This is a genomic window from Psychrobacillus sp. NPDC096426, assembly GCF_044762745.1.
Lineage (GTDB): Bacteria > Bacillota > Bacilli > Bacillales_A > Planococcaceae > Psychrobacillus.
The window spans coordinates 1-25169 of the sequence record NZ_JBIWEX010000025.1 but is presented as its reverse complement, the minus strand read 5'-3'; the positions used below and the strand labels follow the sequence as shown (position 1 = coordinate 25169).

At 36.0% G+C, this 25169-nt stretch carries 24 protein-coding genes and 1 pseudogene; 6 read left to right on the top strand and 19 right to left on the bottom strand.

All coding sequences use genetic code 11. The features are described 5' to 3' along the window. Positions 1–56: 56 nt before the first annotated feature. From ACIQYS_RS18065 to ACIQYS_RS18050, 4 genes are all read right to left on the bottom strand, one after another. Entirely contained in the window at positions 57–3122 is a 3066-nt protein-coding gene (locus ACIQYS_RS18065; RefSeq protein WP_402982958.1) for an efflux RND transporter permease subunit, read from the bottom strand. Between the two features lie 186 nt (positions 3123–3308). After that, complete coding sequence (locus ACIQYS_RS18060; protein WP_402982955.1) at positions 3309–4883, bottom strand: peptide chain release factor 3; 1575 nt, start codon at positions 4881–4883, stop codon at positions 3309–3311. Between the two features lie 88 nt (positions 4884–4971). Beyond that, the gene (locus ACIQYS_RS18055; protein WP_402982953.1) at positions 4972–6021 is read right to left on the bottom strand and encodes a M42 family metallopeptidase; all 1050 of its coding nucleotides are present in this window, start codon (positions 6019–6021) and stop codon (positions 4972–4974) included. Positions 6022–6099: 78 nt separating this feature from the next. Beyond that, positions 6100–7488 carry an aldehyde dehydrogenase gene (locus ACIQYS_RS18050; RefSeq protein ID WP_402982951.1) on the bottom strand — a complete coding sequence of 463 codons (1389 nt, stop codon included), beginning with the start codon at positions 7486–7488 and terminating at the stop codon, positions 6100–6102. A gap of 312 nt (positions 7489–7800) precedes the next feature. Here ACIQYS_RS18050 and ACIQYS_RS18045 point away from each other — a divergent pair, with 312 nt between their 5' ends. Both ACIQYS_RS18045 and ACIQYS_RS18040 read left to right on the top strand, forming a co-directional pair. After that, entirely contained in the window at positions 7801–7944 is a 144-nt protein-coding gene (locus ACIQYS_RS18045; protein ID WP_402982948.1) for a hypothetical protein, read from the top strand. A 108-nt stretch (positions 7945–8052) separates the two neighbouring features. Beyond that, entirely contained in the window at positions 8053–8772 is a 720-nt protein-coding gene (locus tag ACIQYS_RS18040; protein ID WP_402982945.1) for a thermonuclease family protein, read from the top strand. A gap of 47 nt (positions 8773–8819) precedes the next feature. On the opposite strand, the gene ACIQYS_RS18035 is transcribed toward ACIQYS_RS18040, so the two are convergent. Beyond that, a complete protein-coding gene (locus ACIQYS_RS18035) occupies positions 8820–10742 on the bottom strand; it encodes an FUSC family protein (protein WP_402982942.1) in 1923 nt (640 codons plus the stop codon). Positions 10743–10911: 169 nt separating this feature from the next. After that, positions 10912–11496 carry a phosphatidylglycerophosphatase A family protein gene (locus tag ACIQYS_RS18030; RefSeq protein ID WP_402982939.1) on the bottom strand — a complete coding sequence of 195 codons (585 nt, stop codon included), beginning with the start codon at positions 11494–11496 and terminating at the stop codon, positions 10912–10914. Positions 11497–11661: 165 nt separating this feature from the next. Between ACIQYS_RS18030 and ACIQYS_RS18025 the strand changes: the two genes are divergently transcribed. From ACIQYS_RS18025 to ACIQYS_RS18015, 3 genes are read left to right on the top strand one after another with little or no spacing between them, the layout of a single operon-like run. Next, the gene (locus tag ACIQYS_RS18025; protein WP_402982936.1) at positions 11662–12384 is read left to right on the top strand and encodes an alpha/beta hydrolase; all 723 of its coding nucleotides are present in this window, start codon (positions 11662–11664) and stop codon (positions 12382–12384) included. A 58-nt stretch (positions 12385–12442) separates the two neighbouring features. Next, the gene (locus tag ACIQYS_RS18020) at positions 12443–12958 is read left to right on the top strand and encodes a YjcG family protein (protein WP_402982933.1); all 516 of its coding nucleotides are present in this window, start codon (positions 12443–12445) and stop codon (positions 12956–12958) included. Between the two features lie 3 nt (positions 12959–12961). Then, the gene (locus ACIQYS_RS18015; protein WP_402983079.1) at positions 12962–13390 is read left to right on the top strand and encodes a GNAT family N-acetyltransferase; all 429 of its coding nucleotides are present in this window, start codon (positions 12962–12964) and stop codon (positions 13388–13390) included. 415 nt (positions 13391–13805) lie between these two features. Here the strand turns inward: ACIQYS_RS18015 and ACIQYS_RS18010 are convergent, their stop codons facing one another. The 11 genes and pseudogenes from ACIQYS_RS18010 to ACIQYS_RS17960 form a co-directional block, all read right to left on the bottom strand. Continuing rightward, positions 13806–15164 carry an arsenic transporter gene (locus ACIQYS_RS18010; protein WP_402982930.1) on the bottom strand — a complete coding sequence of 453 codons (1359 nt, stop codon included), beginning with the start codon at positions 15162–15164 and terminating at the stop codon, positions 13806–13808. 175 nt (positions 15165–15339) lie between these two features. Further along, a complete protein-coding gene (locus ACIQYS_RS18005; RefSeq protein ID WP_402982927.1) occupies positions 15340–16017 on the bottom strand; it encodes a DUF2642 domain-containing protein in 678 nt (225 codons plus the stop codon). A gap of 25 nt (positions 16018–16042) precedes the next feature. After that, positions 16043–17617 carry a hypothetical protein gene (locus ACIQYS_RS18000; RefSeq protein ID WP_402982924.1) on the bottom strand — a complete coding sequence of 525 codons (1575 nt, stop codon included), beginning with the start codon at positions 17615–17617 and terminating at the stop codon, positions 16043–16045. A gap of 68 nt (positions 17618–17685) precedes the next feature. Continuing rightward, on the bottom strand, positions 17686–18210 hold the full coding sequence (locus tag ACIQYS_RS17995; protein ID WP_402982922.1) for a hypothetical protein: 525 nt from the start codon (positions 18208–18210) through the stop codon (positions 17686–17688). A 176-nt stretch (positions 18211–18386) separates the two neighbouring features. Then, positions 18387–18686, bottom strand: coding sequence for a hypothetical protein (locus ACIQYS_RS17990; protein ID WP_402982920.1), 300 nt, complete (start codon positions 18684–18686; stop codon positions 18387–18389). A gap of 185 nt (positions 18687–18871) precedes the next feature. Then, the gene (locus tag ACIQYS_RS17985; RefSeq protein ID WP_402982918.1) at positions 18872–19117 is read right to left on the bottom strand and encodes a stage VI sporulation protein F; all 246 of its coding nucleotides are present in this window, start codon (positions 19115–19117) and stop codon (positions 18872–18874) included. 33 nt (positions 19118–19150) lie between these two features. Continuing rightward, positions 19151–19225, bottom strand: a pseudogene (locus ACIQYS_RS17980) (YjcZ family sporulation protein); the annotation flags it as partial. A gap of 154 nt (positions 19226–19379) precedes the next feature. After that, positions 19380–19745, bottom strand: coding sequence for a stage V sporulation protein AE (gene spoVAE, locus ACIQYS_RS17975; RefSeq protein ID WP_402982916.1), 366 nt, complete (start codon positions 19743–19745; stop codon positions 19380–19382). A gap of 1 nt (position 19746) precedes the next feature. Further along, positions 19747–20754 (bottom strand): stage V sporulation protein AD, encoded by a 1008-nt coding sequence (locus tag ACIQYS_RS17970; RefSeq protein WP_402982914.1) that lies wholly within the window; start codon positions 20752–20754, stop codon positions 19747–19749. After that, positions 20748–21203, bottom strand: coding sequence for a stage V sporulation protein AC (gene spoVAC / locus ACIQYS_RS17965; RefSeq protein ID WP_402982912.1), 456 nt, complete (start codon positions 21201–21203; stop codon positions 20748–20750). The genes ACIQYS_RS17970 and spoVAC overlap by 7 nt, the downstream gene beginning before the upstream one ends. Further along, positions 21203–21595, bottom strand: coding sequence for a hypothetical protein (locus ACIQYS_RS17960; protein WP_402982910.1), 393 nt, complete (start codon positions 21593–21595; stop codon positions 21203–21205). Before ACIQYS_RS17960 ends, spoVAC begins: the two co-directional genes overlap by 1 nt. Before the next feature lie 132 nt (positions 21596–21727). Between ACIQYS_RS17960 and ACIQYS_RS17955 the strand changes: the two genes are divergently transcribed. Continuing rightward, complete coding sequence (locus tag ACIQYS_RS17955) at positions 21728–22249, top strand: CotY/CotZ family spore coat protein (RefSeq protein ID WP_402982908.1); 522 nt, start codon at positions 21728–21730, stop codon at positions 22247–22249. A 531-nt stretch (positions 22250–22780) separates the two neighbouring features. On the opposite strand, the gene ACIQYS_RS17950 is transcribed toward ACIQYS_RS17955, so the two are convergent. Together ACIQYS_RS17950 and mgtE are read right to left on the bottom strand one after the other, a co-directional pair. Further along, positions 22781–23167 (bottom strand): hypothetical protein, encoded by a 387-nt coding sequence (locus ACIQYS_RS17950; protein WP_402982906.1) that lies wholly within the window; start codon positions 23165–23167, stop codon positions 22781–22783. A 56-nt stretch (positions 23168–23223) separates the two neighbouring features. Next, positions 23224–24576, bottom strand: a complete 1353-nt coding sequence (mgtE, locus tag ACIQYS_RS17945) for a magnesium transporter (protein WP_402983076.1) — start codon at positions 24574–24576, stop codon at positions 23224–23226. Positions 24577–25169 lie beyond the last annotated feature (593 nt).

The window sequence follows — 25169 nt, the reverse complement described above, 5'->3', positions numbered from 1 at the left end:
TTCAATTTATAGTATTAAGTATACTGTCTATTTTTCCACTTGTAAACAAATATTACTTAATTGTAAGATGTGGCTTTCTTTCTCGTTTCTTTATCAAATAAACTGTAGATGACGGGTACAACATATAATGTTAAAAAGGTAGAACTAATCAGACCACCTATGACCGTAATCCCCATCGGCTGATTAATTTCTGTTCCTTCTCCTATTCCTAAAGCGAGTGGTACTAACCCTAAAATCGTTGTCAATGCGGTCATTAATATAGGACGTACTCGGTCTTTTACCGATGTTGTAATCGCTTCATATGCCCCCATACCTTGTGCTTTTCGCTGATTGATATAATCCACTAATACAATTCCATTATTTACGACAATACCTACTAATATTAGAATACCGATAACCGCTGAAATACTAATTGGAGTAGTTGTCGTAAACAAACCGATGAATATGCCAATTGTAATAAGAGGGACTGTAAACATAATAACAAATGGGTATTTATAAGATTCAAATTGTGCTGCCATCACGATATACACGAGCACAACTGCTAATATAACAGCCAGAATCATATCATTTTTCGCATTATCCAACAATTCTCTATCCCCGCCAAATGAGACCATTACATTATCTTCTAAATTGGCATTGGCAATTGCTTCATCGACAGCATCAGACATTGCCCCTAACGTGTATGTTGACTCATACTTAATCGTAAAAGTTACTGCACCTGCTTGATCTACTCTACGTATCGTTAATGGTCCCTCTGCAATTTCTATATTCGCCACATCTTGTAATGTAATGTATGGACCTGAAGGAGTTCTTAGCTTCAATAGTTTCAATTGGTCTACATTTTTCCGAAAAGCTTCATCATATTGGACATAAACACCGTACACATCCTCTTGCTCCGAAATAATTTGCGTCGCAAAAACTCCCCTTGTCACATTATTGACAGTTTGCGCTATTTGTGCTGGTGCAAGTCCGTATTCTGTCGCAGCATCTCGTTTTACAGTAATTTGTACTTCTTCAATTGTTTCTGTTAAATCATTTCTAAAACTGATAACACCCGGCATTTGTTCTACTTCACTCGTAATCGCATGAACTGAGCTGTTTAAATGCTCCTTGTCTACGGAAGAAATAGTAAAGGAGATGGAATTTGGTGCCGAACCTGCAGCAGTTTGCATATTAAAGTTTACCTCGACATTTTGTCCAACAATCTCATTTACTTTCGGTTGTACTTCATCAACAAATGTAAAAATAGAACGATCTCTTTTTTCTAAAGGGACCATTTTTACGTAAATTTCTGCTCGATTAGACATCGATGTTCCTCTTGACTGCCCTTCTTGATTGCCACCTACAAAACTTACGTACACTTCCACATCATTTTCTTTTTGTAATTGTTTCTCTATTTTTTTTACTACTTCATCCGTTGCAGCTAAGGAGGCACCATTTTCTAGTCTTACTGCGATTGTCATAAAACCTTCGTCTGTTGCGGGTAAAAATTCCGTACCTATGCGGAATAATCCAAACGTAGAGATAGCTAATAATAAAACCGTAGCCGAAAGAATGATTGCACGATGGGAAAGAGCCCATTTGACAGATCGTTCTAAATTATTATAAGCCTTCGACCTACGCCTTTTGGCTTCTAAATTTCCTCTCGGTTTCTTTAACATTTTACTCGCCATCATTGGAACGACAGTCAATGCAACAACTAATGAAGCAAATAAACTAAACGAAATAGTTAAAGCAAATTCCGTAAAAATTTGACCAATTAAGCCCGTTATAAATAAAACAGGTACAAAAACCGCTATCGTCGTTAACGTAGACGCAATAATTGCACTAGCAACTTCTTTAGTTCCAATAGAAGCTGCTTCTTTTGGTGTCTTTCCTAAACCTAAATGCCTTTCGATATTTTCAATTACAACAATGGAATTATCAACCAACATTCCAATACCGAGTGCTAATGCACCTAACGTCATAATGTTTAACGAGAATCCTGCAAAGTATATTAAAACGAATGTAACAATGACAGAATAAGGAATAGCGATACCTATTATAATCGGGCTTTTAATACCTCTCAAAAAGACGAATAATATAAGCATTGCTAAAACTGCACCTGAAATTAGGCTCGTCCCAATATTGTTGATTGCTGCTTTAACATAGTCTCCTTGGTCAGATAGTATATTTGCTTTTATGTTACTATACGCTTCTTTCGCAAGCTGCTCGTCCAACGCTTGTTGAAATGCTTTTGAAACGCTAGCAGTATTTGCACCCGATTCTTGAAAAACAGAAAGTAAAACGGCTGGTTCATCATTCGCCCTCGTGTCCGAATTTTTCGGTTGTACGGCTAATTCTACAGTAGCAACATCTGCAATCGTTACCTTTTTCCCGTTAAGCGGGTTCACTGTAATAACTAGATTTTTAATGTCGTCCACGGTTGTAAGTGTACTAACAATTCGGGTAGTAAGTGTTTTTTTATCTGCCGTTTCAATTGTATTTCCTGGAAGCGAAATATTATTTGCTTGGATTAATTGTACAATATCCGTTTGGCTAAGCCCTTTTTCTTCTAATGCGTTCTGATCTAGTAGTATTTGCACTTGCTGTATAATCGTACCAGAAACATTAACACTTGCTACACCTTCCGTACTAACAAGATCCTTTTTTAGTCGCTCCGCTACTAAACGAATATCTTCTCCTGTACTCGTCCCACTTAACGCGAGCTGGATTACTGGAAATTGTGCAGGGTCAAATTTTAAAAACTGAGGTTTTATCGCATTCTCTGGTAGTATCGTCATATCCAGTCGTCGCATTACATCTAGCTCAACGTCATCCATATTAGTTGACCAATCAAATTCTAGTAATATAAAATTCGCACCTTCTTGAGAAGTGCTTTTTATGGATTTAATCCCGGGCAACGTACTTAAGGAAGATTCTATTGGCTTTGTAATTTTTTCATTCACTTCTACCGGGCTTGCTCCAGGATAACTCGTCACGACAACCGCTACCGGAGGATTTAAGTTAGGAATTAGCGTGATCGGTATTTTGAAAAGAGAAACACCGCCTAAAATGATGATTAAAAACATAATTACAGTTGTAAATACTGGCCTTTTTATCGAGAAATTACTAATATTCATGGTCAGGTCCACCTTCTTATTTGCTATTACTATCATATGCTTTAGGGGAAAAGAGTTCAAATTTAAGTGGATATCTTGCGATTCTAGAGGCCTATCTTGCGATTTGAACTGTCTATCTTGGATTCACGGCGGGTATCTTGCGATTCCATAAGAAAAGACTACCTCATAAAAAGGCAGTCTTTTTGCTTAAAGTAAATTATACAATTTAATATGCTCGTATTTATCCTGGAACCAGCGAGTTGCAAACTCATTTTCAAATAAGAATACATAGTTATCGTAGCGATCTTTTACAAGCATGCTTCGTGGACCAGTCATCGATTCTTTCACATCTTCTTCATTTTCAATCCAACGTGCTACTTTCGATCCGATTGGTTCCATACGTACTTCGACATTGTATTCATTTTTCATACGATGCTCGAACACTTCAAATTGAAGTTGCCCAACTGCTCCTAAAATAACTTCTTCCGTGTGGAGCGTTTTATAATATTGAATCGCACCTTCTTGCACTAATTGTAAAATTCCTTTATGGAAGTGTTTGGATTTCAATACGTTTTTCGCTGTTACTTTAACGAATAACTCAGGCGTAAATTGTGGAAGCGCCTCATAATTAAATGCTTTCTTCCCACCTACAACGGTATCGCCGATTTGGTAGTTTCCAACATCGTAAAGTCCAATAATATCTCCCGCTACTGCTGTTTCTACAGTTTCGCGATCATCCGCCAAAAATTGAGTAGATTGCGTTACTTTAAATGTTTTCCCGGTCCGAGCAAGGGTTATCGACATGCCTCTTTCAAATTTCCCGGAAACAATTCGAACGAATGCAATACGGTCTCGGTGTGCCGGATTCATATTCGCTTGAATTTTGAAAATGAATCCAGAGAATTCTTCATTTAAAGGATTAACCTCTTCTTCATTGTCCGTATTACGAGGTTGTGGTGTTGGAGCAAACTGTAAGTATGTTTCTAAAAATGTTTGGACACCGAAATTAGTTAATGCACTACCAAAAAATACTGGTGTTAAATCTCCTGCAAGTACTTTTTCTTTATCAAAATCATTTCCAGCCTCATTTAATAGCATAATGTCTTCCATTGCTTGCGTATAATACGAAGTTTGTTTCATGGAATGATCGACCGCTAGTTCCCCATCTTCATCTAAAGGTAGGAATCGTTCTGTTTCTTCTGTACGGAATTGCTCGATTCGGTTATTATAGCGATCATAGATTCCTAAAAACTCTTTCCCCATACCGATTGGCCAGTTCATCGCGTAAGACTGAATCCCTAGTACTTCTTCTAATTCTTCCATTAGTTCTAGAGGCTCTTTCCCTTGGCGGTCTAGTTTATTAATAAATGTGAAAATCGGAATTCCTCGCATGCGGCAAACTTTAAATAGCTTTAATGTTTGTGCTTCGATCCCTTTAGCTGCATCAACAATCATTACTGCGCTATCAACAGCCATTAATGTGCGATACGTATCTTCACTGAAGTCTTGGTGCCCAGGTGTATCTAATATATTAATCCGGCAATTATTAAAGTCAAATTGCATAACGGATGATGTAACGGAAATCCCACGTTGTTTCTCAATTTCCATCCAGTCAGATGTTGCAAATTTCCCAGATTTTTTCCCTTTTACTGTTCCTGCATCACGAATTGCTCCACCAAAGTATAAGAGCTTTTCCGTAATAGTTGTTTTACCAGCATCCGGGTGGGAAATAATTGCAAAAGTTCTTCTTTTTAATATTTCATCTTGTGTTTTTATATCCATTCTGTTATATCTCCTTCTTATTCACTTATTTATCATATGGATTTAAGGCAAAAAAAACAAGTAAAAAAGAATCGGTTTGACCCGATTCTTAAGAAATTTTTGTGTTTACATATGCATATAAAAGTTCTGCTGTGTTCTTTAGGGAGTCTACATGTGTTCGCTCGTACGCATGGGAAGCTTCTATCCCCGGTCCAAATAAGGCATGCTTCACGTCAAATCCAGCACGAATAGCAGCGGATGCATCAGAACCGTAATAAGGATAAATATCTAATTTATAATCGATGTTTCCTTGTTTCGCAAGATTCACTAACTGACGCGTTAATTCGTAATGATATGGTCCTGAAGAGTCCTTCGCACAAATAGATACTGTATATTCATCTGACGTTTGACCATCGCCAATTGCTCCCATATCTACAGCAATATATTCTACGGTTTGCTCTGGAATGTTAGAGTTTCCACCATAACCAATTTCTTCGTTATTCGAAATATAAAAATGTGTTGTATGTGGTAGTACGACATTATGTTCTTTTAATGACTTAATAAGTTGTAATAATAATGCAGTACTTGCTTTATCATCTAAATGCCGTGATTTGATAAATCCTGTGTCCGTTTCTTCAAAACGAGGATCAAATGATACAAAATCACCTACTTCAATGCCAAGTTTTCGCGTACTTTCCGCATTTGTTACTTTTTCGTCTATTCGGACTTCGATATTTTGCTCGTCTCTTGGCAAACCGCTTGCATTTTTATATACATGAACGGTTGTTTGATGCATTAGTATTGTTCCGCTAATTTTTTTACCACTCGCTGTATGAATGGTGCAGTATTCCCCTTCAACAGCATTCCAATTGAAACCACCGACCATGGATAGTTTTAATCTACCACTTGATTTTACTTCCTTTACCATTGCACCTAGTGTATCGGTATGAGCTGTTAGTAGACGATGTTTAATATCGTCTTCTCCTTTAATAGTAGCAATTAACGCTCCTTTATTGGTACGAATATAAGTAACTTGCAGGTCTTTTAGTATTTGTTCCATAAAATCCATAATCTCTTTTGTATATCCAGATGGACTTGGTATTTCCACTAATTGTTTTAGTAAGGTAATAGTTTGTTCTTTGTTAAAGGTAAATGACATTTTTTATTTCCTCCTCTTCTTCTTTCTATAGTAACAAAAAGTCATCTATTGGTAAAAGTATGGTGGGCGTTTCTTTATTTATTTCAAAATGGTTCGGACTAATTTTACTTTATTTTTATATGGCGGGAACACAATATTCACAGGTAACTTTGTACTCTTTTTTATAATAGACTTTTGGTGTGTGAATAAAGTAAAGCTCGCCTCCCCATGATATGCCTGAACCCCAGAATTACCGACGCCTCCAAACGGTAAGTATGCACTTCCTGCCTGTGAAATCGTATCATTGATACAACCTCCACCGAAAGAAAATTCTTCCAAAAAGTATTGTTGTGCACGTTCATTCTCACTAAACATATATGCAGCAAGTGGTTTTGGCAATTTACGAATTCGACGAATTATTGCAGGCAGATCGGTATAACCTATAATGGGTAATATTGGACCAAATAACTCGTCCTCCATAGAAGGACTTGAAAAATCTATTCCAGTAAGTAATGTTGGTTCTATATATAGATCCGTACAATCTGTTTTTCCACCGAAAATAATTTGATCTTTTTCTCGTTCTAAAATCGTTTTCAACCGGTCAAAATGATTTGTATTGACAATTCTCCCAAAGTCGGAGCTATCTTGAATGTTTTTCCCATAAAACTGTAAGATTTTCTGTTTTAAAAGCTCGATAAATTTTTCTTTTACACTTTCTTCTACTACTACATAATCAGGAGCAATACAAGTTTGGCCAGCATTTACGAATTTCCCCCAAATAATCCTCTTCGCTGCTACTTCCAAATTTGCTGTGTGATCGACAATCGTGGGACTTTTTCCACCTAGTTCAAGGGCAATGGGAGTGAGTCTTTCAGAAGCGGCTTTCATGACTAGTTTTCCTACTTTTACACTTCCAGTAAAAAAGATAAAATCAAATGCAGCGTGGATGAGCAGAGAAGTCTCCTCTTTCTCTCCCTCCATTACTCTAATATAACAAGAATCAAACGTTTCTGAGATTATTTTTTGTATTATATTAGTTGTATGGGGTGTCGATTCAGAAGGTTTTATCACTGCACAGTTCCCTCCGGCTATTGCTCCAAGCAGTGGCTCCATTACTAATTGGAAAGGATAATTAAACGGAGCAATAATTAAAACCGTTCCATATGGATCATGCACGATAAAACTTTTCGAAGGCATAAGTGCAAGTGGCGTTTTTACTTGTTTGGGCTCCATCCACTTTTCCAAGTTTTTTTTCATAAATGCAATATTATCGTATACTAACCCAATTTCTGTCGTGAAGGCTTCAAACTCACTTTTTCTCAGATCTCGATAAAGTGCCTGTATGATATCTTTTTCATATTTTTTAATCGATTTTTTTAAAATCGATAATTGTTCAATTCGAAATTTGATTGGTTTGGTTATTCCAGTATCAAAAAAAGCTTGATGTTCCTTTATTATTTTATCTAAATGTTGTTCAGTAAAATTCACGCAACCATCTCCTTCAGGTATAATTTCCTTTTTAAAAATCATACTATTTGTTTCTCGGATAGAAAAGGTATTACATATCGATCGTTGCGTTAAAACTTCTTTTTTGGGGCGATACATGAGAAACAAATTATGTGGAATACTGTTAATGTAGAGAGAAAAATTCTTTTTTATGCATTCCGCTCCATTAGTCTATAAGTCTTACTTTTAAGCACATGATATTTGATTCATTTTCAGATATTCAGTTTATTTGTGGAACTAGTTCGGGTATATACTTGTCAAATGGATTAAAGGAAACTAAAGGAGGAAATGAACATGACAGAAACAGATACATGGTGGGAACCAATTTTTACAGGTGCATTTGCATTGGGGATTAACAAAGAACGGTTATCAGAATTAGACCAAGAAGCATTTTTATATTTTGCAGAAGACCTAGAAGAGACGGAGAGTAATAATTGAATCTACTTTCTACATAAAATCAGCTTTCCCTTCATTAAAAGGAAAAGCTGATTTTTTTCATTATTTCTCTCTTCTTTTCTATATGCTAAACTATTCATGGTGATTAGGATGAAAAAATGGATTTTATTCATATGTCTATGCATGCTCTTCGGTTGTGAAGAAATTTCTTCCAATGGTAGTACACAAACTACCGGCAGGACCGATCAAATTCCCATCGAAGTAATAAATGTTATTGACGGTGATACAATTAAAATTAAGTATAACGGAAATATTGAAACTGTGCGTTACTTGCTAATTGATACCCCCGAAACGCATCATCAAACACTTGGAAAACAGCCATTTGGAGAAGAAGCGAAATCCCGCAATCAACAATTGCTAAATAGCGGAGTTGTCACAATAGAATTTGATGTTGGGGATCGATTGGACGATTACAATCGATTGCTTGCCTATATTTATGTCGATGGTGTCAGTGTCCAAGAAACACTTCTCGAAGAAGGGTTAGCTCGTGTGGCTTATGTCTTTCCTCCCAATACAAAATACATAAATGAATTTGAAAAGGCAGAGGAAAAAGGACAAAACAAAAAAATTGGCGTGTGGGAAATACCAGGCTATGTAACGAATCGAGGATTTAACACTGCTGCTCTACATAAAGAAAACGTTACTTTTGAAACAAATGAAAAATGTATTATAAAAGGCAATATTAATAGGCAAGGAAAGAAGATTTATCATATTCCGAGCGGCAAGTATTATGAAATGACGAAGCCAGAGGAATGGTTTTGTACAGAAGAAGATGCGGTTAAAGCAGGGTTTAAAAAATCCGGCGAATAATTGTATACAGAAATCCCAAGTCCCTCTATTTAAGGGTCTTGGGATTTTTAAGTAAGTCGACTTTGATGATGGAAAAGTTGAAGTGCTGTTTGTAAAGAATTAATTTCTTGTTGGATTTTAGAGAATCCTTCGATACTGGGCACTTCTTTATTTGCCTCTTCCTGTTGGAGTTCTACAGTTTTAGCCATCGTTTCAAAAACTAATAGAAATTGAGCAAGTATGTCGTCTCGTAGAATAGGTCGTTCGGAGTGATTGGAACTAAACTCGAGAACATATCCTATCTGCTCTATAGAAAAAATGGCTGGCCATAGTAATTCTAAAGCTTCTTTGTTCGTAGGTACTTCCCCTAAAGCTGTCGTATAAATCGTTCTTAAATTGACCAAATTGGTTCTTAACTTATTCAACGTTTTGCTTTTATCGATATTCATACTACTATTTGGTTCAGAAAACAGCATAAAAAATAATTGGGACTCACTACGAATTGTTTTTGCTATTAGATGAGGAAGTCTGCTCGAAGCGGACCGATTACCTATTAGTAAAACTCCAGCTAGACCGATGAGAATGCCAATGATAATATCTGTTATTCGAGCCGTAGCAAAATAAGAAAGACTGTGTATTTTTGTCGTATTTTCCGCTATTAATATCGAGCTTGGGGTAATAAACATAACCGCAAAAGCGTAATTTCTCACCATAAAAAGCTCTGTAAAAAAGCTGGATACTAAAATGCAGAAGGCAACCCAAATACCGGTTGGTCCTATTGAGAGTACAATCGTTACGATCAAAATCCCTACAATCGTCCCAATCGCTCTTTGAATTCCACGATGGAATGTACTCATTATCGTAGAACCTAACATTGTTGCTCCGCAAGAAACAGGAATCCAATAGGAGCGATCAAATTCAAATGCAAAGGCAATCAGCGATGCAATCATCAATACTACCCCATATTTTAAAGCAGAAATAAATACAATGGAGTTCTTATCAAATGCATCTGAAAAAACACTGCTTAAAGTAGGTTTGGTGATGGTTATTTCTTGATTGATTTTCGTCATTGGTTCATTTAAAATGGCATCCGCATCGTATATTTTGGAAAATAATCGATCTACCGCTTTATCCGTTTCTTCTGGTTGGAGAATAATGGGGGTTTCTCTGCTCTGCTTCGGGTGAAGCGAATGGGCTAACGCTTCAACGGTTTGTCCCAACTCAATTGGCAGCTCTTTTCTTCCTTCTGCGGACATTTCAAGAATATCAGAAAATATAATGCTAGCCCGATCTTTCAATAAATATAATCGCTTATAAATAAGGGAACTGTTCCAAGAGGCAAATCCCGCTATTAATGTTGCGTCTGCATCTCTTAACGCTAATACCGTTCTCTCCCGAGCTACATTAAACTGTTCCGTACCAACAGTTTGAAGTAAAGATGCTAACTGTAAATACACCCTTTTTACCGCATTTGTTTCAGGTCCATGAGGATTGAAGAACCATCCTACCATCGCTATAATCCAAGCAAAAACTCCTCCTAATAAAACAAGTCCCGCATACGTGGAAGCTAGCTTTGGATCCGGATGAGAAGCAGAAGTCATGGCGAAAACGATAACAAAAAATATCGAAGCAGGTCCAGGAATTTTTAATGCACCAAATATGAATGTGCCAATCCCCCCTATTAAGCCGATTAATATGGCAAATAGAATAGGGGATGAAGCCGTCAGAATTCCGAATCCTATTGAAGCTGAAAGACCGAGCGCCACAAAGAAAATTTTCTTTGCTCTTTGTAGGAAAGGCTCATTCCAAACGTAAAGATATGCAAATCCCCCTATTCCTGCGATAAGTCCATATTGAAAGTTTCCTAAAAGGATTCCAATTACAATCGGTGAAGCAGAACATATTCCAGCACAAATTGCTCTTATCCAGGGAAAGGGAACGTTTTTAACTGTAAAAGCTCCTTTTAACCCTACAAAAAAATTATTTTTCATTCGCACCACCTACTTTTATATTTATTAAGATTATAAAATAAATACACTTTGCATTTATTACTCCCCTGAAATCATTTATCTTAACCCCATTACTTACTTAGGTAAATAGAAAGCAATATAAAATCCCAAGAAACACGTAAGAGTCTTGGGATTTTATATCGCCATATGATTATGTTCGTACGTCCTTTATGTTCGATTCAGGAGCTGTTTGTTCTGGTTTTATATCTTCAAATGTTTCATCTGCTTCTTCTAAATCCCTCGTGCGATGCGCTAGCCGAGACGCTGCACTTGCAGCAATGCTACATACTAAATCGTCTAAAAAAGTATGCACACCATTACCAATTTTCGTATCAAGCTGCGATATAATTCCAATTTTATTTTTATCTAAATGACCAAAAGTTGTAACAGCTATACTACCGTACGTATATACTGCTCCTAATGCAATTGTTTCATCTACGCCAAATAGCCCCTCATCTGCTTCTACTATTTGTTGCAATGGGGCGGATAACATCTTCTTCTCCGCAAGCTCATCTAATTCGATTCCCACTAAAATGGCATGTTGCATTTCTCTTTTTTTCAAAACACTTTTAACCGATTCCACACAGTGTTCAATTGTCAATCCTTTATTGTATGGCATTTGCATCTCAAAAACGATTTTAGCAATTTCTTCAATCGTCACACCTCTTCTAAATAATGCGTCGTTCGCAGCCTTTTCCACTGTTCTTGAATGTATTCTTGACGTCTGTCTATCCAATTTAACTACCCCCTCTAGCTTATTTTTTGAAACTGTTGCACTTTCCTATTATGCATGCATATTGTCTTACCAAACGCCAATATTTTTTAACGGATGATTATTATACCTCTGTTCATGTATATGTTACAATTTCTATACAAAATGATTACTTGTAGGAGGATCTATATGAACCGAGGAGTTGTACAAGACTTAACGCTTTTTAGCGACGCATTGCAAGAGGAAATGCAATTACTTATTTACTTACCACCTAATTATTCCCCATTGTATAAATATTCTATTCTTATCGCGAACGATGGGAAAGATTATTTTCAGTTAGGGCGAATTACGCGTGTCGCCGATGAATTATATGAACAACAAAAAATCGAAAATTTGATCATTGTTGGTGTTCCTTACAAAAGTGTAAAAGACCGTAGAGAAAAGTATCATCCTGACGGCAAGAAGTACCAGGCATATATTCGATTTTTAGCACAAGAACTTGTTCCTTACATAGATGCAAACTATCCTACCTATCAAATTGGAATGGGACGTGCATTAATCGGTGATTCTTTAGCTGCAACTGTGTCATTATTAACAGCGCTTCAGTATCCAAATACATATGGAAAAGTTATTTTACACTCTCCACTTGTAAATGAATATGTATTATCTCAAGTGGAAAATCATAAAGAAGTACACGCCTTTTCTATTTATCATGTCTTCGGAAAAGACGAACTCGGTGTTAAAACAGGAGACGGCTTATTAACCGATTTCGTCACACCAAATAGAAAGTTGCATAATTTAATAATAAAAAAAGGATTTTCCACGTTTTATGACGAATTAGATGGAGACCATACTTGGAAGCTTTGGCAGCCAGATATGACAAGATCATTACAAAACAATTTCGGTTTATAAATTATTTTTTGTTATACTAGTTATGTGGTCTATAAAAACTTCGAGGAGGTAATGAAAAATGAAATACGGTATTGTTGCTTTCCCATCCAAAAAAGTACAGGACTTCGCTAACTCTTATAGAAAGCGCTATGACCCTCATTATGCATTAATCACACCGCATATGACGGTTAAAGGAGTATTCGAAGCAAACGAGAACGAAATCAAGAAAATATCAGAAAATATAGCCCTCGTTGCAAAAGAACATAAACCGTTTACGTTAAAAACGTCTAAAGTTAGTTCATTTGCTCCTGTTACAAATGCTATTTACTTCAATGTAGAACCAACAGAGGAACTGATCTCTTTACACAAAAGTTTAAATAATATTGGATTTAATGACGAGGAAAATTATGCATTTGTTCCACATATTACGATCGCACAAAAATTGAATGCAAGTGAACACGATGATATTTATCCTCAATTAAAAATGATTGGTGCAGAATTTGAAGAACAAATCGATCGCCTTCATTTGTTATACCAACTAGAAGATGGTTCTTGGACCGTTTACGAAACATTTAGATTGTCTGGAGCTGAATAAGTGTTGGTTATCGCAAAAAGAGTAGAAACTGAAAAAGAATATGAAGATGCAATCGTCGTTCGACGAAAAGTCTTTGTAGAAGAACAAGATGTACCTCTTCATCTAGAATTAGACGAATACGATGCGGAGGCAGTTCATTTTGTTGCTTATGATGGGGAGATACCTTTTGGTGCAGGTCGTATTCGCTCGACAGAACCTTCTATCGGTAAAGTAGAACGTGTTTGTATTCTCCCTGAGTATAGAGGCAAAAAATTTGGAAACTTAATGATGCAATGTATGGAAGACTATGCATTTTCTAATGGTTTTCAAAAGCTGAAGTTAAATGCGCAAAGCTATGCTATTCCATTTTATGAAAAAAGAAATTACACGATTACTTCTCCTGAATTTCTAGAAGCAGGTATTCCGCATCGTGCGATGGATAAAAGTTTATAGTAAGTGCAAATTAAAGTGGGATGCAATAGATATGCATCCCACTTTTTGTTTAGGTTAATTAGTACAAGTTGTTTTGTATCAATTCTCCACTGATTAACATATACATACTAGGACTGATTCAAAACTAAAGTAAAAAACCATCCATAGGTTTTCTCCTTTTTTATGAGTATATGTATGGATTATTGCTACTACTTTCATATATGCAAAAAACGTTGAAACTATATAAGTAATCATTTCTCTACCAATCTACATAACTCATAATTTATAAAGAATCCATACTAATTACATCTTAAAGTCCCCTTATCTTTTTTGAATTCATAAGCGGAAAAAAGACGTTTTTATCGATGGATTCTTTTATTCATTTAATAGAGAAGCAGGATTATTTCTTGTTAGAAATTTTCTTGCCCCCCTACCTTTATTTTGCAAAAACTAACTGTACCCAGAAAAATAAAAGTGTTAATGTTACGATCGTGGAAATTGGGATAACAATGATCGTTACACTTAAATAGTCCTTCCAAGTAACTTTTATTTTATTTTTTCTTAAAATATGCATCCAAATAAGCGAAGCAAGTGTACCAATCGGTAGTAATAAAGACCCCATATCACTCCCAATTATGTTGGCAAGATAAATTGTTTTTAATGTGATTGGATCTAGCCCCATTTTCGTTAAGGTAATCGTACCAACCATCAAAGCAGGGTGGTTATTAAACAAGTTCGAAAGTACCGATACTAATCCCCCCATAATAAAACTTGCTTGGAACAGGCCTTGGTTGACGATAGGTTCAAACCATTGTACAAGTAAGTTGGTTAAACCAACATTATTTAAAGCGTATATAATTACATACATAGAGAACGCAAATATTAGTATATGCCAAGGGGTCTTCTTTAATATATCCAATGGGTTCGTTCCTAGTTGATACCATCTCCACATAAGCAGAACAAAGGATCCGAATACAGCTACAAATTCAATTGGTACATTTATATATGAAGCTACAAAAAGTAAGCAACGCATAGTAAAAACAAATAGTAATATTTTCAACATAAATTTGGTTCGTTTCTGTTTGGATTCTACTGATGTTTTCTTTTTTAAAGGATGGAAGTTTTTCGTAAAAAAATATTCCTCAATATCTGTTGCTGCATTTGGCAATGTTTTAGGTAATTTTTTCTTTATAACGAGATACATTAAGAATGACATAAATAACAAACCTAATGTTGCTGGTACAAACATCATTGCTGTATGCATCCATAGAGACATGTCAACAATATTTAAAGCGATCAGGTTAACAATATTACTTACGCCAATTGGCGCACTAGAAGCTGTTGCGATAAGTGCACCGCTTAACAAATATGGAATTTGCTGATGAGGTTTAAGACGAAGATTATGAAGTAGTAAGATTAAAATGGGAGTTGTTATTAAAATGCTTCCATCATTATTAAACAATAATGTCATCAAAAAACATAGCAATTGGATATACCAATATAAGCGGTAACCAGAACCTTTCGCTAAATTAGCAAGCCTTGCAGCTGCCCAGTTGAAAAAACCGAAACTTTCTAAAATAACAGCCATTACTATCGTTGCCATTATTGTTATGGAAGCACCACCAATTTTACTGATGATATCCATAATATCTGCTTGAGATACAATTCCAGCAAGTAAAATAATCGCTGCGCCAATTGCTGCTGGCCATGCCTCATTTAATCCTCTAGGTCTCCAAAAAATGACTAACATAGTCGTAAGGAATACCAAACTGGCGATTCCTATCTGAAAACTCATACATGTATCATGTCCTCTCCTTTTTTGTTTGTCCATTCCATGTATGTATATTCACTTCTATTTGCTTGGGGTGAGATGTATGTCATAAGGTATCGTAATTTCTTGAAAGAACATAAATAGCAACTGCAAGAAGCATGCACATTTTCATACTTCTTGCAGTTGCTATTTTTACGTTTTACACTAAGTGAAGCGTTTTTATATGATCAATGTTTAGATATATAGCATTTTTCCTTGCTTTTTGCACTTCCATCAATTGATCATCGATATTATTTATTTTTCCATTGTAACTTTTTATTCCTCCAATATTTAATACGACGATTTTATTTGTAAACTTTTCAATCTGCTTTTTAAACGTAGTTGCAAGCACTTCACTATTCGACTGTAATATACTATGTTTTTCGTCTAAACCATAAGGACTTTCATTTTGAGCATAAGGAATTAGCCATTTTAGATGCGCTATTGGAATATACATCAATTTATAGATTGGGGAATAAAAAACAAAATAATCGTCTTGCACACTCGTTATGTGACCATGTAGAGGTTGGCTGTCTGTAACGTATAGTTCAACATACCTTCCAATTGCAAGGACAAGTGTTTCTTTAAACGATAACTCTTGTTGTGTTTCTCCAGCTTTTATACTCGGGTCTTCCGTAGGATCCTGGATATCCTCTTCATTGTTTTTATCCATTTTTAGGTTTTGGATATGTTCGAGAGGAATGTACATAAAATTTGTACCGTTAAACAGTACAAGTAGGTCACTTCCTAAATCAATCACCGTACCATTAATTAATTTTTTCCCTGAAACTTCTATTTTAACAATTTCCTTGATAAGACTTTGAATAGTTTTATTCAAGGGCACATCTCCTTTTAATTATTATCTAATAGTCCCTCAATTGACGGTACATCTTAGCTGCGTGCCGCATTAGAGAATTGAACTGTTTCTCTAACATCGCTTTTTCCCCTTTTTTACGTTCCTGCACGCGGATTTTTTGTAATTCGCCACTATCTAGATCATTGTTTGCTTCATTCTCTAAAGGGGAAGGATGGAAGGATTTAATTGTTGCAATTTGGTGTTCCAGATTGGTAGAACTTTGTTCTGCATGTCTCATCAGTGCATAGTATTGCTTTTCTAGCATCGCTTTTCTCTCTCGAGGGCTGATTAATGTTGTTTTTGTGGCAACTATTTCTATAGGTTCTGGCGATTTCATTTCAATATTCAATTCTTCCTGTTCTAGGGCTTCATTTGTTGCAGGAAGATCTTGCTCTTTATCTAATAATAGTTGTGTTTTCTTTAATGGAAGTTCTCCTATATTATTTGAACTTTCTTTATCTTTTTTCGGAGCGATAGCAATTGCATTTTGGTCGTAGTTCATTTTACTCCATGGCGTTAGAAGTATTCTTTTTTCGTTTTTCCTTACTGGAGGTTCTGTTTGCATTATTTTCTCTACTTTCAATTTGTTAGTAGTTGAATCAGCTACTACGTCCAGATTACTCCCTTCTATTATTTCTTCAAGTGAAGCGTGAATTGGCTCAATCTTTTGAGCTATTGACTCATTAATATCTGACACAACTCGTTTCTGTGGTAAATATTTTTCTACTTCTTCCTTTGAGTCATCCAGTTCGTTTATTTCTTTGATCAAACTAGAAATTGCGTCTTGTATCGTTATTTCTTTTCTGATTTCTGTAGATTGCTCCGCAACTTTAAATTGGCCTATTGAATTAAGATGTTCCAAAAGCTGTTTTATTCCATTGAAATTAGGGTCTTCATGGTCTCCATTTAATTTTTCTAATTCATTACTATTTGTTTCATCCTTAACATCTGACACCATTTGTTCCTGTGGCAAATATTTTTCTACTTCATCCTTTGAGTTAACGGGTTCGTTTATTTCTTCGATCCAACTAGAAATTACGTCTTGTATCGTTTCTTCTTGACTAATTTCTGTAGCTTTTTCCATAACTTGATTTAGCTCCATATTCGCCGTTGTTTTTTCAACATTTAGCTTTTCTTTGCTACTTGTTATGTTTTTCTCCTTCTCGGATATTCCTTTATGAATATTCGATATATGTGATTTAGCTATATAGTGTAGTTCTTGTTGATTAATTACAATAATCGAGTCTTCAAAAATATTGCTTAGTACTCCAAATAGTTCCTGATCACTCAAACTATTAATAGTTACCCAATTGTATTTTAATTCCTTCAAAACACCTATTAGATCATTATTGTTCAAATCAACATCGTTTTTGGGGAAAATGTGAAAGTTTTTTGCATTATTCGATAGAGCTTGAATATGATCGAGTGTGAAATAACATAGTTTTCCACCTACATCAACAACTAGGTAATCCTGTTTAACGTTCAACAAAACACCTTCTACAAATTGACTTCCCTCTAAATATAAGCGTATTTTCATATTCTTAAGGGAGTCTAATACTGTTTTCATATTCTTCTCTCGCAACTTAGAGCGCCTCCTTCATAGAATATTCGTCGCTTCCGCAAGATAGGAGCGACGAATATAGTATCTAGTTATTCGCTTTCTTTATTGGAATCATTTTTTTTGCTATTATTCTTTGCTCTTTCCTGATTGTTTCTCCCACCGTTTGCTTGCTCATTTTCTTTTGGTTTTTCAATTTTTACTCCGTAGCTAATGTTTCGAATATGGAACAATGAAATTCGGACTATTTCTTCATTCGAGACAATTGTAATATAATCGTCATCCACATAGTCCATTACACCTTCTAGTGTTTCTGGTCCACCACGATTTACTTTTACCCATCGAAGTGCTAGTTTTCCCAAAACACCTTTGAAGTCATTTGCTGTAATGTACTCAAATTTTTTGGGAATCTCAAATCCCAATTGCGTCTGATTTTTTGTATTAATTGTTAAGCTTTTAATATGTTGTGTATTATAATAAATAATGCCGTCATCAGCAGTAAGCAACGTGAAATGATCATCTTCTACGGAAAGAAGCTTACCTACACGGGACTCGGGTCCTCCTCTATCTACTTTTACTTCTTTATCGATTAGTGAAAGTAACATCTTCTTATTCATAAATTTTCTAACCTCCTTTTGTAGTATCCTAATATCTATATGTATCCTGGGATTGTTCGGAGTGGTCTAATGCCTAGTTTTGAATTATAGTTCAAGCCTACATAGAGCTTTTTCTGCTCATGGACAAATTGTCTAAAAGAAAAAAGAAAATGCCAGCGTAAATGTCGGCATCTTCCTTAAATATAACGGTTTATATTATTCCCTTTACCGCTGATTTCAGCGATTATAGGGGATAAATTAATGGGGTTTGGTTGGATAAAGCTTTTATATAATGGTAGATTAGATTTTTCTTTTTGTTCCCGTAGTTGCATTTTTTCATGGTATTCTAGTTCTTGCTTTTCTAGCTGATCCTCAAAGCTTGTTTTCATCTTAACACCATACACATTATTTATATAAGCGAAATTATAATCATCCATAAACATCCGATTTGCGTAAATCTGAGATTGTATCGGTTGATTTGGAATAATATAACCCATCTTTTCCACCTCCATCTTTCTACTTTCTATATACTACATACCCGAAAATAATATGCTTAAAACACAACATAGCCCCAGCGAATTTGAGCATATATTCTAGCCAACTTCATGGGTAAAATAAGTCATCTTCCTGGGGCTTCACTATCCTATACTACATCATCTGTATATTAAGATATTACGGATTTCTATAAAAGTTTTTCAATATCTTTTAAACTTAACGAGCTTCCACTTTGTAAAATGGATTTCGTTAATTCATCTTCTAGCTCTTTTGATACCGGTTTATTCGCTAACTTGCCAACCTTACGTACTATTTTACGTACTTGTTTTTCATCCGTAAAATCAGCATATGAGATGGCATTAGCAAGCGTAAAAAGTTCTTCCATAGATACTCCAGTTTTATTTTCAATTGCTTTAAAAAATGAATTTTGCACTTCTTTTCCCCCTCACATTTTGATTGTCAAAGATTAAGGGAAAAAGCTTCTACCAACAATGATTAGTAAAATGAATAAAACTACGATTAACACAAATGTTGAACTACGATTCCCACAGTGTCCATATTCTGGTGCATAACCTCCGCCAAAACCTCCACAATATCCGGGATATCCTCCATCACAGTAGCCGTACATATCCTTTCCCTCCTCTCCTCTTCAACGTATCATATGCAAAGAGGGGAGGAAAAAAAGGGCGATTCAACTAGTAGGTCGTATTCCGTTTTTGAAAAATAAAAGCACCGATCACACCGAATAATATGGCGGCACTAATACCCGAGCTTGTTACTTCGAACATTCCAGTTAATACACCGATAAGCCCGTGTTTTTCTGCCTCGGCCAGTGCACCGTGCGTTAAAGAGTTTCCAAATGACGTAATCGGAATGGTAGCCCCTGCTCCAGCAAAATCGATTAATGGCTCATATAAACCAATTCCATCTAAAATTGAACCACAAACAACTAATGTACATAATGTATGTGCTGGAGTTAATTTAAGTCCATCCATTAATATTTGACCAACTACACAAATAAGACCACCGACTATAAACGAAGTAATTAATGATATAATCATGTTATCCCCTTTTCTCCATGCGGCATTCAATGGCGTGAGCAATACAAGGAATTGTTTCCCCTTGTTGAAAAGTTAAAGGTGACAATAGTGCTCCAGTTGCAACGAGCAGTACACGGCTATATACACCTTTTTTTAATTGGTCATAAATATAACTAAAAAAAACTGCAGCCGAACAACCTGCGCCACTCGCTCCTGCATTAAAAAAGGAATTCTCTCCATAAAAACTTGCTCCCGCGTCTTGTAAAATGACACCGCTATTCTCATCTTGAAACATTTCTTTTAATATAGACAAACCTATTTTCCCTAAATCGCCAGTCATAATAACATCATAGTCAGCCATGCTACTATTCGTATTTTTCAAATGTCTTTCTATTGTGTCTCTAGCCGCTGGTGCCATTGCCGCTCCCATATGTAAAGGATTTGTTTGTCCGCCATCCACTACTTTTCCGATAGTTGCATGTGTAATAATTGGCGCGTTTTTTGCATGTTTTTGAAGTAGTGCAAAGCCTGCTGCTGTTACCGTCCATTGTGCACTTCCAGGTTTCTGCGCCCCATATTCAATTGGATACCGGAACTGTCTTTCTACTGATGGATGATGACTCGACGCTCCAGCTAAAACCGATTTAGCATTACCGGATTCTAAGAGTAGGCTACCGATTATTAATGATTCCATTGAGCTTGCACAAGCAGAAAAAACACCTAAAAAAGGAATTGCTAATTTTCTTGCAGCAAAATTCGTCGGAGATAACTGATTGATCAAATCTCCTCCGATAAATACATCGACATTTTCCATTTGTTCATAGCCTTTTCGAACAGTTATTGTGCAAGCCTTTTCGATGAAACGAGTATTTGCTTGTTCATACGTTTCTCCTTTTTCATTCTCGAGTGGCAATATTTCATCAAAAGCATCCGCAAAAAAACTCTCTTTTTCCACTGGTCCAACTACCACACCTGTACTTGCAATACTAGGCATTTCTTTAAATTGAATTGTCCCAAATGCATTCACCATGAGACCACTCCTAATTTCACTAGAATTGTTTTAATCAAAGCGACAATAAAAGCCGAAAGAACTCCAAATACAATAACTGAACCGGCAAGCTTGAACATATTACCACCTACACCGAGTACATATCCTTCTGATTTATGCTCAATAGATGCTGAAATTACCGCATTTCCAAATCCTGTGACAGGTACTGCAGATCCTGCACCACCAAATTGAGAAATTTTTTTATACAAACCGGTGCCAGTTAAAATCATTGCAATAAACACCATAGTCGCTACTGTAGGATTAGCCGCAGTTCGTTCAGTAAATGAGAAAAATCGGATATAAAATAAGGTAACAAGCTGTCCTACGGTACAAATGATACCTCCGACTAAAAAGGCTTTTAACATATTTGCGAATATAGGCGTTTTCGGTGTTTGTTTGTCGACAATTTTATCGAATTGTTTTTGATCCATTATGTCTCTTCCTTTGAAAGTGATTTTATTTGTTCAATTTTTTTAGATAGTTCCTCTGCTTTCAATTGTTTGTCCATTACTTTTTCTAATTCCCACCTTATTTTCAAATCACCTGTGACGAGTATCTCTTTATCCGGAAATTTTTCTTCTATTTCCTTCTTTAAATTTTTTTCTATCTTTTCTTTATTGAATCGCTTCATCCTTTTTATATCGATTGCAACGATAATATCCTTTTCTTCCAACACACTTTTATAACCGTTAATCGTATTTTGCTTGTTCAGTAATTCCTCTAGTTGTCCTGAGTCCGCTGTCGAATAAATGGCCTCGTCTCTTTCATTTGAACAAGCCGTTAAGAGTAGCAACACAAGGAAAACATGCATTATTTTTTTCATTAGATACTTGCTCCTTTTCGTGTTAGTATACTCGAACGAAAATGAAATATACACATGCCTGCGAGATATTTGCCCTACCCGTTAGGAAGAAGCTACATAGATTAGAAAGAGATAAAAAGGAGGTGAAACTCAATGGGTTGTGGAAGAATTGAAGATGAAAATGATGAAATTAAACGTGATAGAGGTTGCGTTTGCGATGTTGTTCGTGCGATTAAAGACATTCAAGATCAAGCGACAAATGAAGAATGCCCGCAATGTCCTACGAACTGTTTTTTAGAGCCACTTGGAGGTCTTGTTAGTCCAGCTGCTCGGCATCGAGCGGACACACGAGTTTTCATGTTGTTAACAAAAGATGGTGATCCGTTTAAAGCGTTTTTCCGTGACACAGATAACTGCGATAATGATTGTATTTCTGTATTTTTCCGTGTAGAAGATATTTTTGATGGTTGTTGTGCAACTTTACGTGTTTTAGAACCACTTAATAAAGAAAGACATGAAGTAGATTTATTGAATGCTGAAGGTACAAAAATTGATTTAAGAAAACTTTGTAAGGTTCGTAATTTTAGATTAACAGGTAGTTGTATTACAGTAGATTTAAATTGTTTCTGCGCAATTGAATGCGTAGCAGATGTATTTTTAAATGTATGTGACTGATCGTTTCATCATTGTAGTGTCTACTTCCGTTCGGGCTAATCCCGAACGGTTTTGTTATGAAATTCGATACATAAGAAACAACATTAAAGTACGTAATGCGCAGAATAGGAATGCTGTGTACTAAGAAGTTTCCGCTAGGATTTCCGCTACAGGACGGACGCTTTCCACAGGGTGAGCGATGATCCATCACCGCCGCTTTCGCGTACGTTGTGATGGATCATCTGTCTCACTCATCCCCCCAGAGTCGCCACCCTTCCGCTCCAATCTACGAAGTTTGCTAGTTGATCAGTGTCACTGGTCCAAATTCAATCTATGTAACATTTCTTGAAAATAAAACCCAATATATGGTTGAATGAGATGAAATCCACTGCGAACGCTACAAACTAGCCTTCGAACACGACAAAGACTACCCCGAGTGCGTCAAATAGAACACTCAACTCTCCCCCCGAAGATCCTATCCGTAAAATGCATTATCTATATATTGCATCAAAGCTATAAAAAAACTACCCTTATAAGGATAGTTTGTTTACTTTATTTCATTTCTACTCCACGCCATATAATTCTTTCTACTTGATCGATTCGATACGTCATCAGTTCTCCAGCTCCAACGGAAAAAGTAACTAGCCCACCATCCACTTTTTCCACTTCACCTTGAAGAAGTGAACCATCTGCAAAATGGAACACTAAAGGGCGATATACTTTCCGCTGAAATGGTTTCGCTAAAAATTTCAACTTTTCTAATTTAGCAATTGTTTTATCCGTCATACTCGTACGTAATTCATAGATAGAAGTACTTTCCTCTTGCTCAATTTCTTCTTTCACTTGCTCTACCATTTGTATATCCATCTTTTCCCTAGGTGGAAGATGGAAAACCGGTGGGCCTTTTATATAGATTAAAGGATCATTATAAGCGTTCACAGACACATCCTTTTTTCTTTACTTTATGCATTTAGCTAAAATAATGTGAACGAGACCTACAAGGAAGAAATAAACACAGTCGCAAGCCCAAGGTAAATTAAAATACTAATGACATCATTAATCGTTGTGATAAATGGACCAGATGCAACAGCTGGATCTACTTTCATTCGTTGGATCAATAAAGGAATAAAAGAACCACAGATCGTTGCAACAAAAATGGAAACAAAAATGGCTGCCCCGACTAATAACCCGATGAGTAAATCATGCTTCCAAAAGAAAACAATCCCAACTACAATAACTCCACATAATAGACCAGTAGTTAGACCAGTTCCCGCTTCTCTTGCAAGTAGTTTCATTTTACTTTGCTTTTCAATATCCCCTGTCGCAATACCTCTAATTGCTACAGCCAATGCCTGTGTACCGCTATTTCCCGCAGTTCCAGATATTAATGGAATGAAAACGGCTAGTAATGCAACTTTCTCTAGCGTTTCCGTAAAAACACTCATCAAACTTGCAGTCATCATTCCTAAAAATAATAATATAATAAGCCATGGTAACCTTTTTCTGGCAGCTTGAAACGGATTTTTGTCGAATGTATCCATATCGGAAACACCGGCAAGTTTAGAGTAGTCGTCCGATGCCTCTTCATCTAATACGTCGATAATATCATCGACCGTGACAATCCCGAGTAAATGTTGTTCAAAATCTACTACCGGCACCGCTAAGAAATCATAGTCTTTAATCATATGTGCTACTTCTTCTTGATCGGCGCTAACTAATACGCTAACGACACGTTCATTCATAATATCTTTAATAAGCGTATCTTCATCTGCAATGATTAAATCTCGAAGGGAGATAACTCCAGTTAATTGATGCTCCTCACTTACTACAAATAAATAATAAATTGTTTCAGCTTTCGGTGCTTCGTTTCTTAATATGGTCATGGCGGAACGACATGTGGATGTTTCTGGAATGGCAACATATTCTGTTGTCATAATAGACCCAGCTGTATATTCTTCATAATGGAGAAGATCTTTAATTTCTTGTGCAGATTCCACATCCATTATACTTAAATAACTAGCAACTTGATCTTTGCCTAACTCATTTAATACATCTACTGCATTATCAGCGTACATATAGGAAAGCATGTCTGCAGCATAAGTGGTATCCATTTCCTTTAAATAGAAGTCATATTGTTCTTCTTCAAATTTTGTTGCTTCAAACAGCTCGGCCATTTCTTGAGGAGATAGGTAGTGAAAGATTTTCTTTCGTATTTCTGGCTCCACCTTTTCAAAAAATAGCGATTGATCATAAGGATGTAGCTGCATAAATTCTTCTCTAAAGTCATCCATTAAATCCTTACTTAAAAAATCAATTAAATTTGATTCTTCTAATTGTAGTTGGTTCATTTCTTCTTTCACACTTTTCCCTCCTTCCAGCGTTCCTCTCTCATTGTATGAGCTTAAAAACGAATAAGCAACCTCTTTCATAGAAAACAGGGATGTTTCACATTTTATTATTCCCCGGGAAATCATTCTAAAACTATATTTTAAAAATGAGCTTTTATCTAACTTTGCGAGCATGATGATAAATAGTGGGCATAATAGTAGGTATCCAGTAAATAGCTAAGAGCAATCAATCAGTTATGGAAAGCACCCATTTCTATTCGGAAAACTACTAAATCAGCACGAGAGCAACCAAATTGTTGATGAAAGCAACAGATTTCTTCAAGATAACAAGTTAACTTGAAGTGAGACATCAATAACTGTGCGCATTATCTCTATACTCCCATGAAAATTAAAATCTTCGATTTAGAGAAAAAGACAATACGAAAGCAGACGCGGCTCATTTGTTTTTTAAAAATTGCAGCGCCAAAATCTGGATGGAATTATTTGTTGGATTAGGAGGCATTTGGTTCAGTGATTGTAACGTTGTAACCCAAGTTTTCAAGTCTTCGAACAGAATATCGTACAATCGATTGTTCTTTTTGCTTGTCAAAGTA

Excerpts from the sequence above, each read along its gene's own strand:
- ACIQYS_RS18065 (WP_402982958.1), bottom strand. The coding sequence starts at position 3,122 with ATGAATATTAGTAATTTCTCGATAAAAAGGCCAGTATTTACAACTGTA.
- ACIQYS_RS18060 (WP_402982955.1), bottom strand. The coding sequence starts at position 4,883 with ATGGATATAAAAACACAAGATGAAATATTAAAAAGAAGAACTTTTGCA.
- ACIQYS_RS18055 (WP_402982953.1), bottom strand. The coding sequence starts at position 6,021 with ATGTCATTTACCTTTAACAAAGAACAAACTATTACCTTACTAAAACAA.
- ACIQYS_RS18045 (WP_402982948.1), top strand. The coding sequence starts at position 7,801 with ATGACAGAAACAGATACATGGTGGGAACCAATTTTTACAGGTGCATTT.
- ACIQYS_RS18040 (WP_402982945.1), top strand. The coding sequence starts at position 8,053 with ATGAAAAAATGGATTTTATTCATATGTCTATGCATGCTCTTCGGTTGT.
- ACIQYS_RS18035 (WP_402982942.1), bottom strand. The coding sequence starts at position 10,742 with ATGAAAAATAATTTTTTTGTAGGGTTAAAAGGAGCTTTTACAGTTAAA.
- ACIQYS_RS18025 (WP_402982936.1), top strand. The coding sequence starts at position 11,662 with ATGAACCGAGGAGTTGTACAAGACTTAACGCTTTTTAGCGACGCATTG.
- ACIQYS_RS18020 (WP_402982933.1), top strand. The coding sequence starts at position 12,443 with ATGAAATACGGTATTGTTGCTTTCCCATCCAAAAAAGTACAGGACTTC.
- ACIQYS_RS18010 (WP_402982930.1), bottom strand. The coding sequence starts at position 15,164 with ATGAGTTTTCAGATAGGAATCGCCAGTTTGGTATTCCTTACGACTATG.
- ACIQYS_RS17995 (WP_402982922.1), bottom strand. The coding sequence starts at position 18,210 with ATGAATAAGAAGATGTTACTTTCACTAATCGATAAAGAAGTAAAAGTA.
- ACIQYS_RS17990 (WP_402982920.1), bottom strand. The coding sequence starts at position 18,686 with ATGGGTTATATTATTCCAAATCAACCGATACAATCTCAGATTTACGCA.
- spoVAE (WP_402982916.1), bottom strand. The coding sequence starts at position 19,745 with ATGATTATATCATTAATTACTTCGTTTATAGTCGGTGGTCTTATTTGT.
- ACIQYS_RS17970 (WP_402982914.1), bottom strand. The coding sequence starts at position 20,754 with ATGGTGAATGCATTTGGGACAATTCAATTTAAAGAAATGCCTAGTATT.
- spoVAC (WP_402982912.1), bottom strand. The coding sequence starts at position 21,203 with ATGGATCAAAAACAATTCGATAAAATTGTCGACAAACAAACACCGAAA.
- ACIQYS_RS17960 (WP_402982910.1), bottom strand. The coding sequence starts at position 21,595 with ATGAAAAAAATAATGCATGTTTTCCTTGTGTTGCTACTCTTAACGGCT.
- ACIQYS_RS17955 (WP_402982908.1), top strand. The coding sequence starts at position 21,728 with ATGGGTTGTGGAAGAATTGAAGATGAAAATGATGAAATTAAACGTGAT.
- mgtE (WP_402983076.1), bottom strand. The coding sequence starts at position 24,576 with ATGAACCAACTACAATTAGAAGAATCAAATTTAATTGATTTTTTAAGT.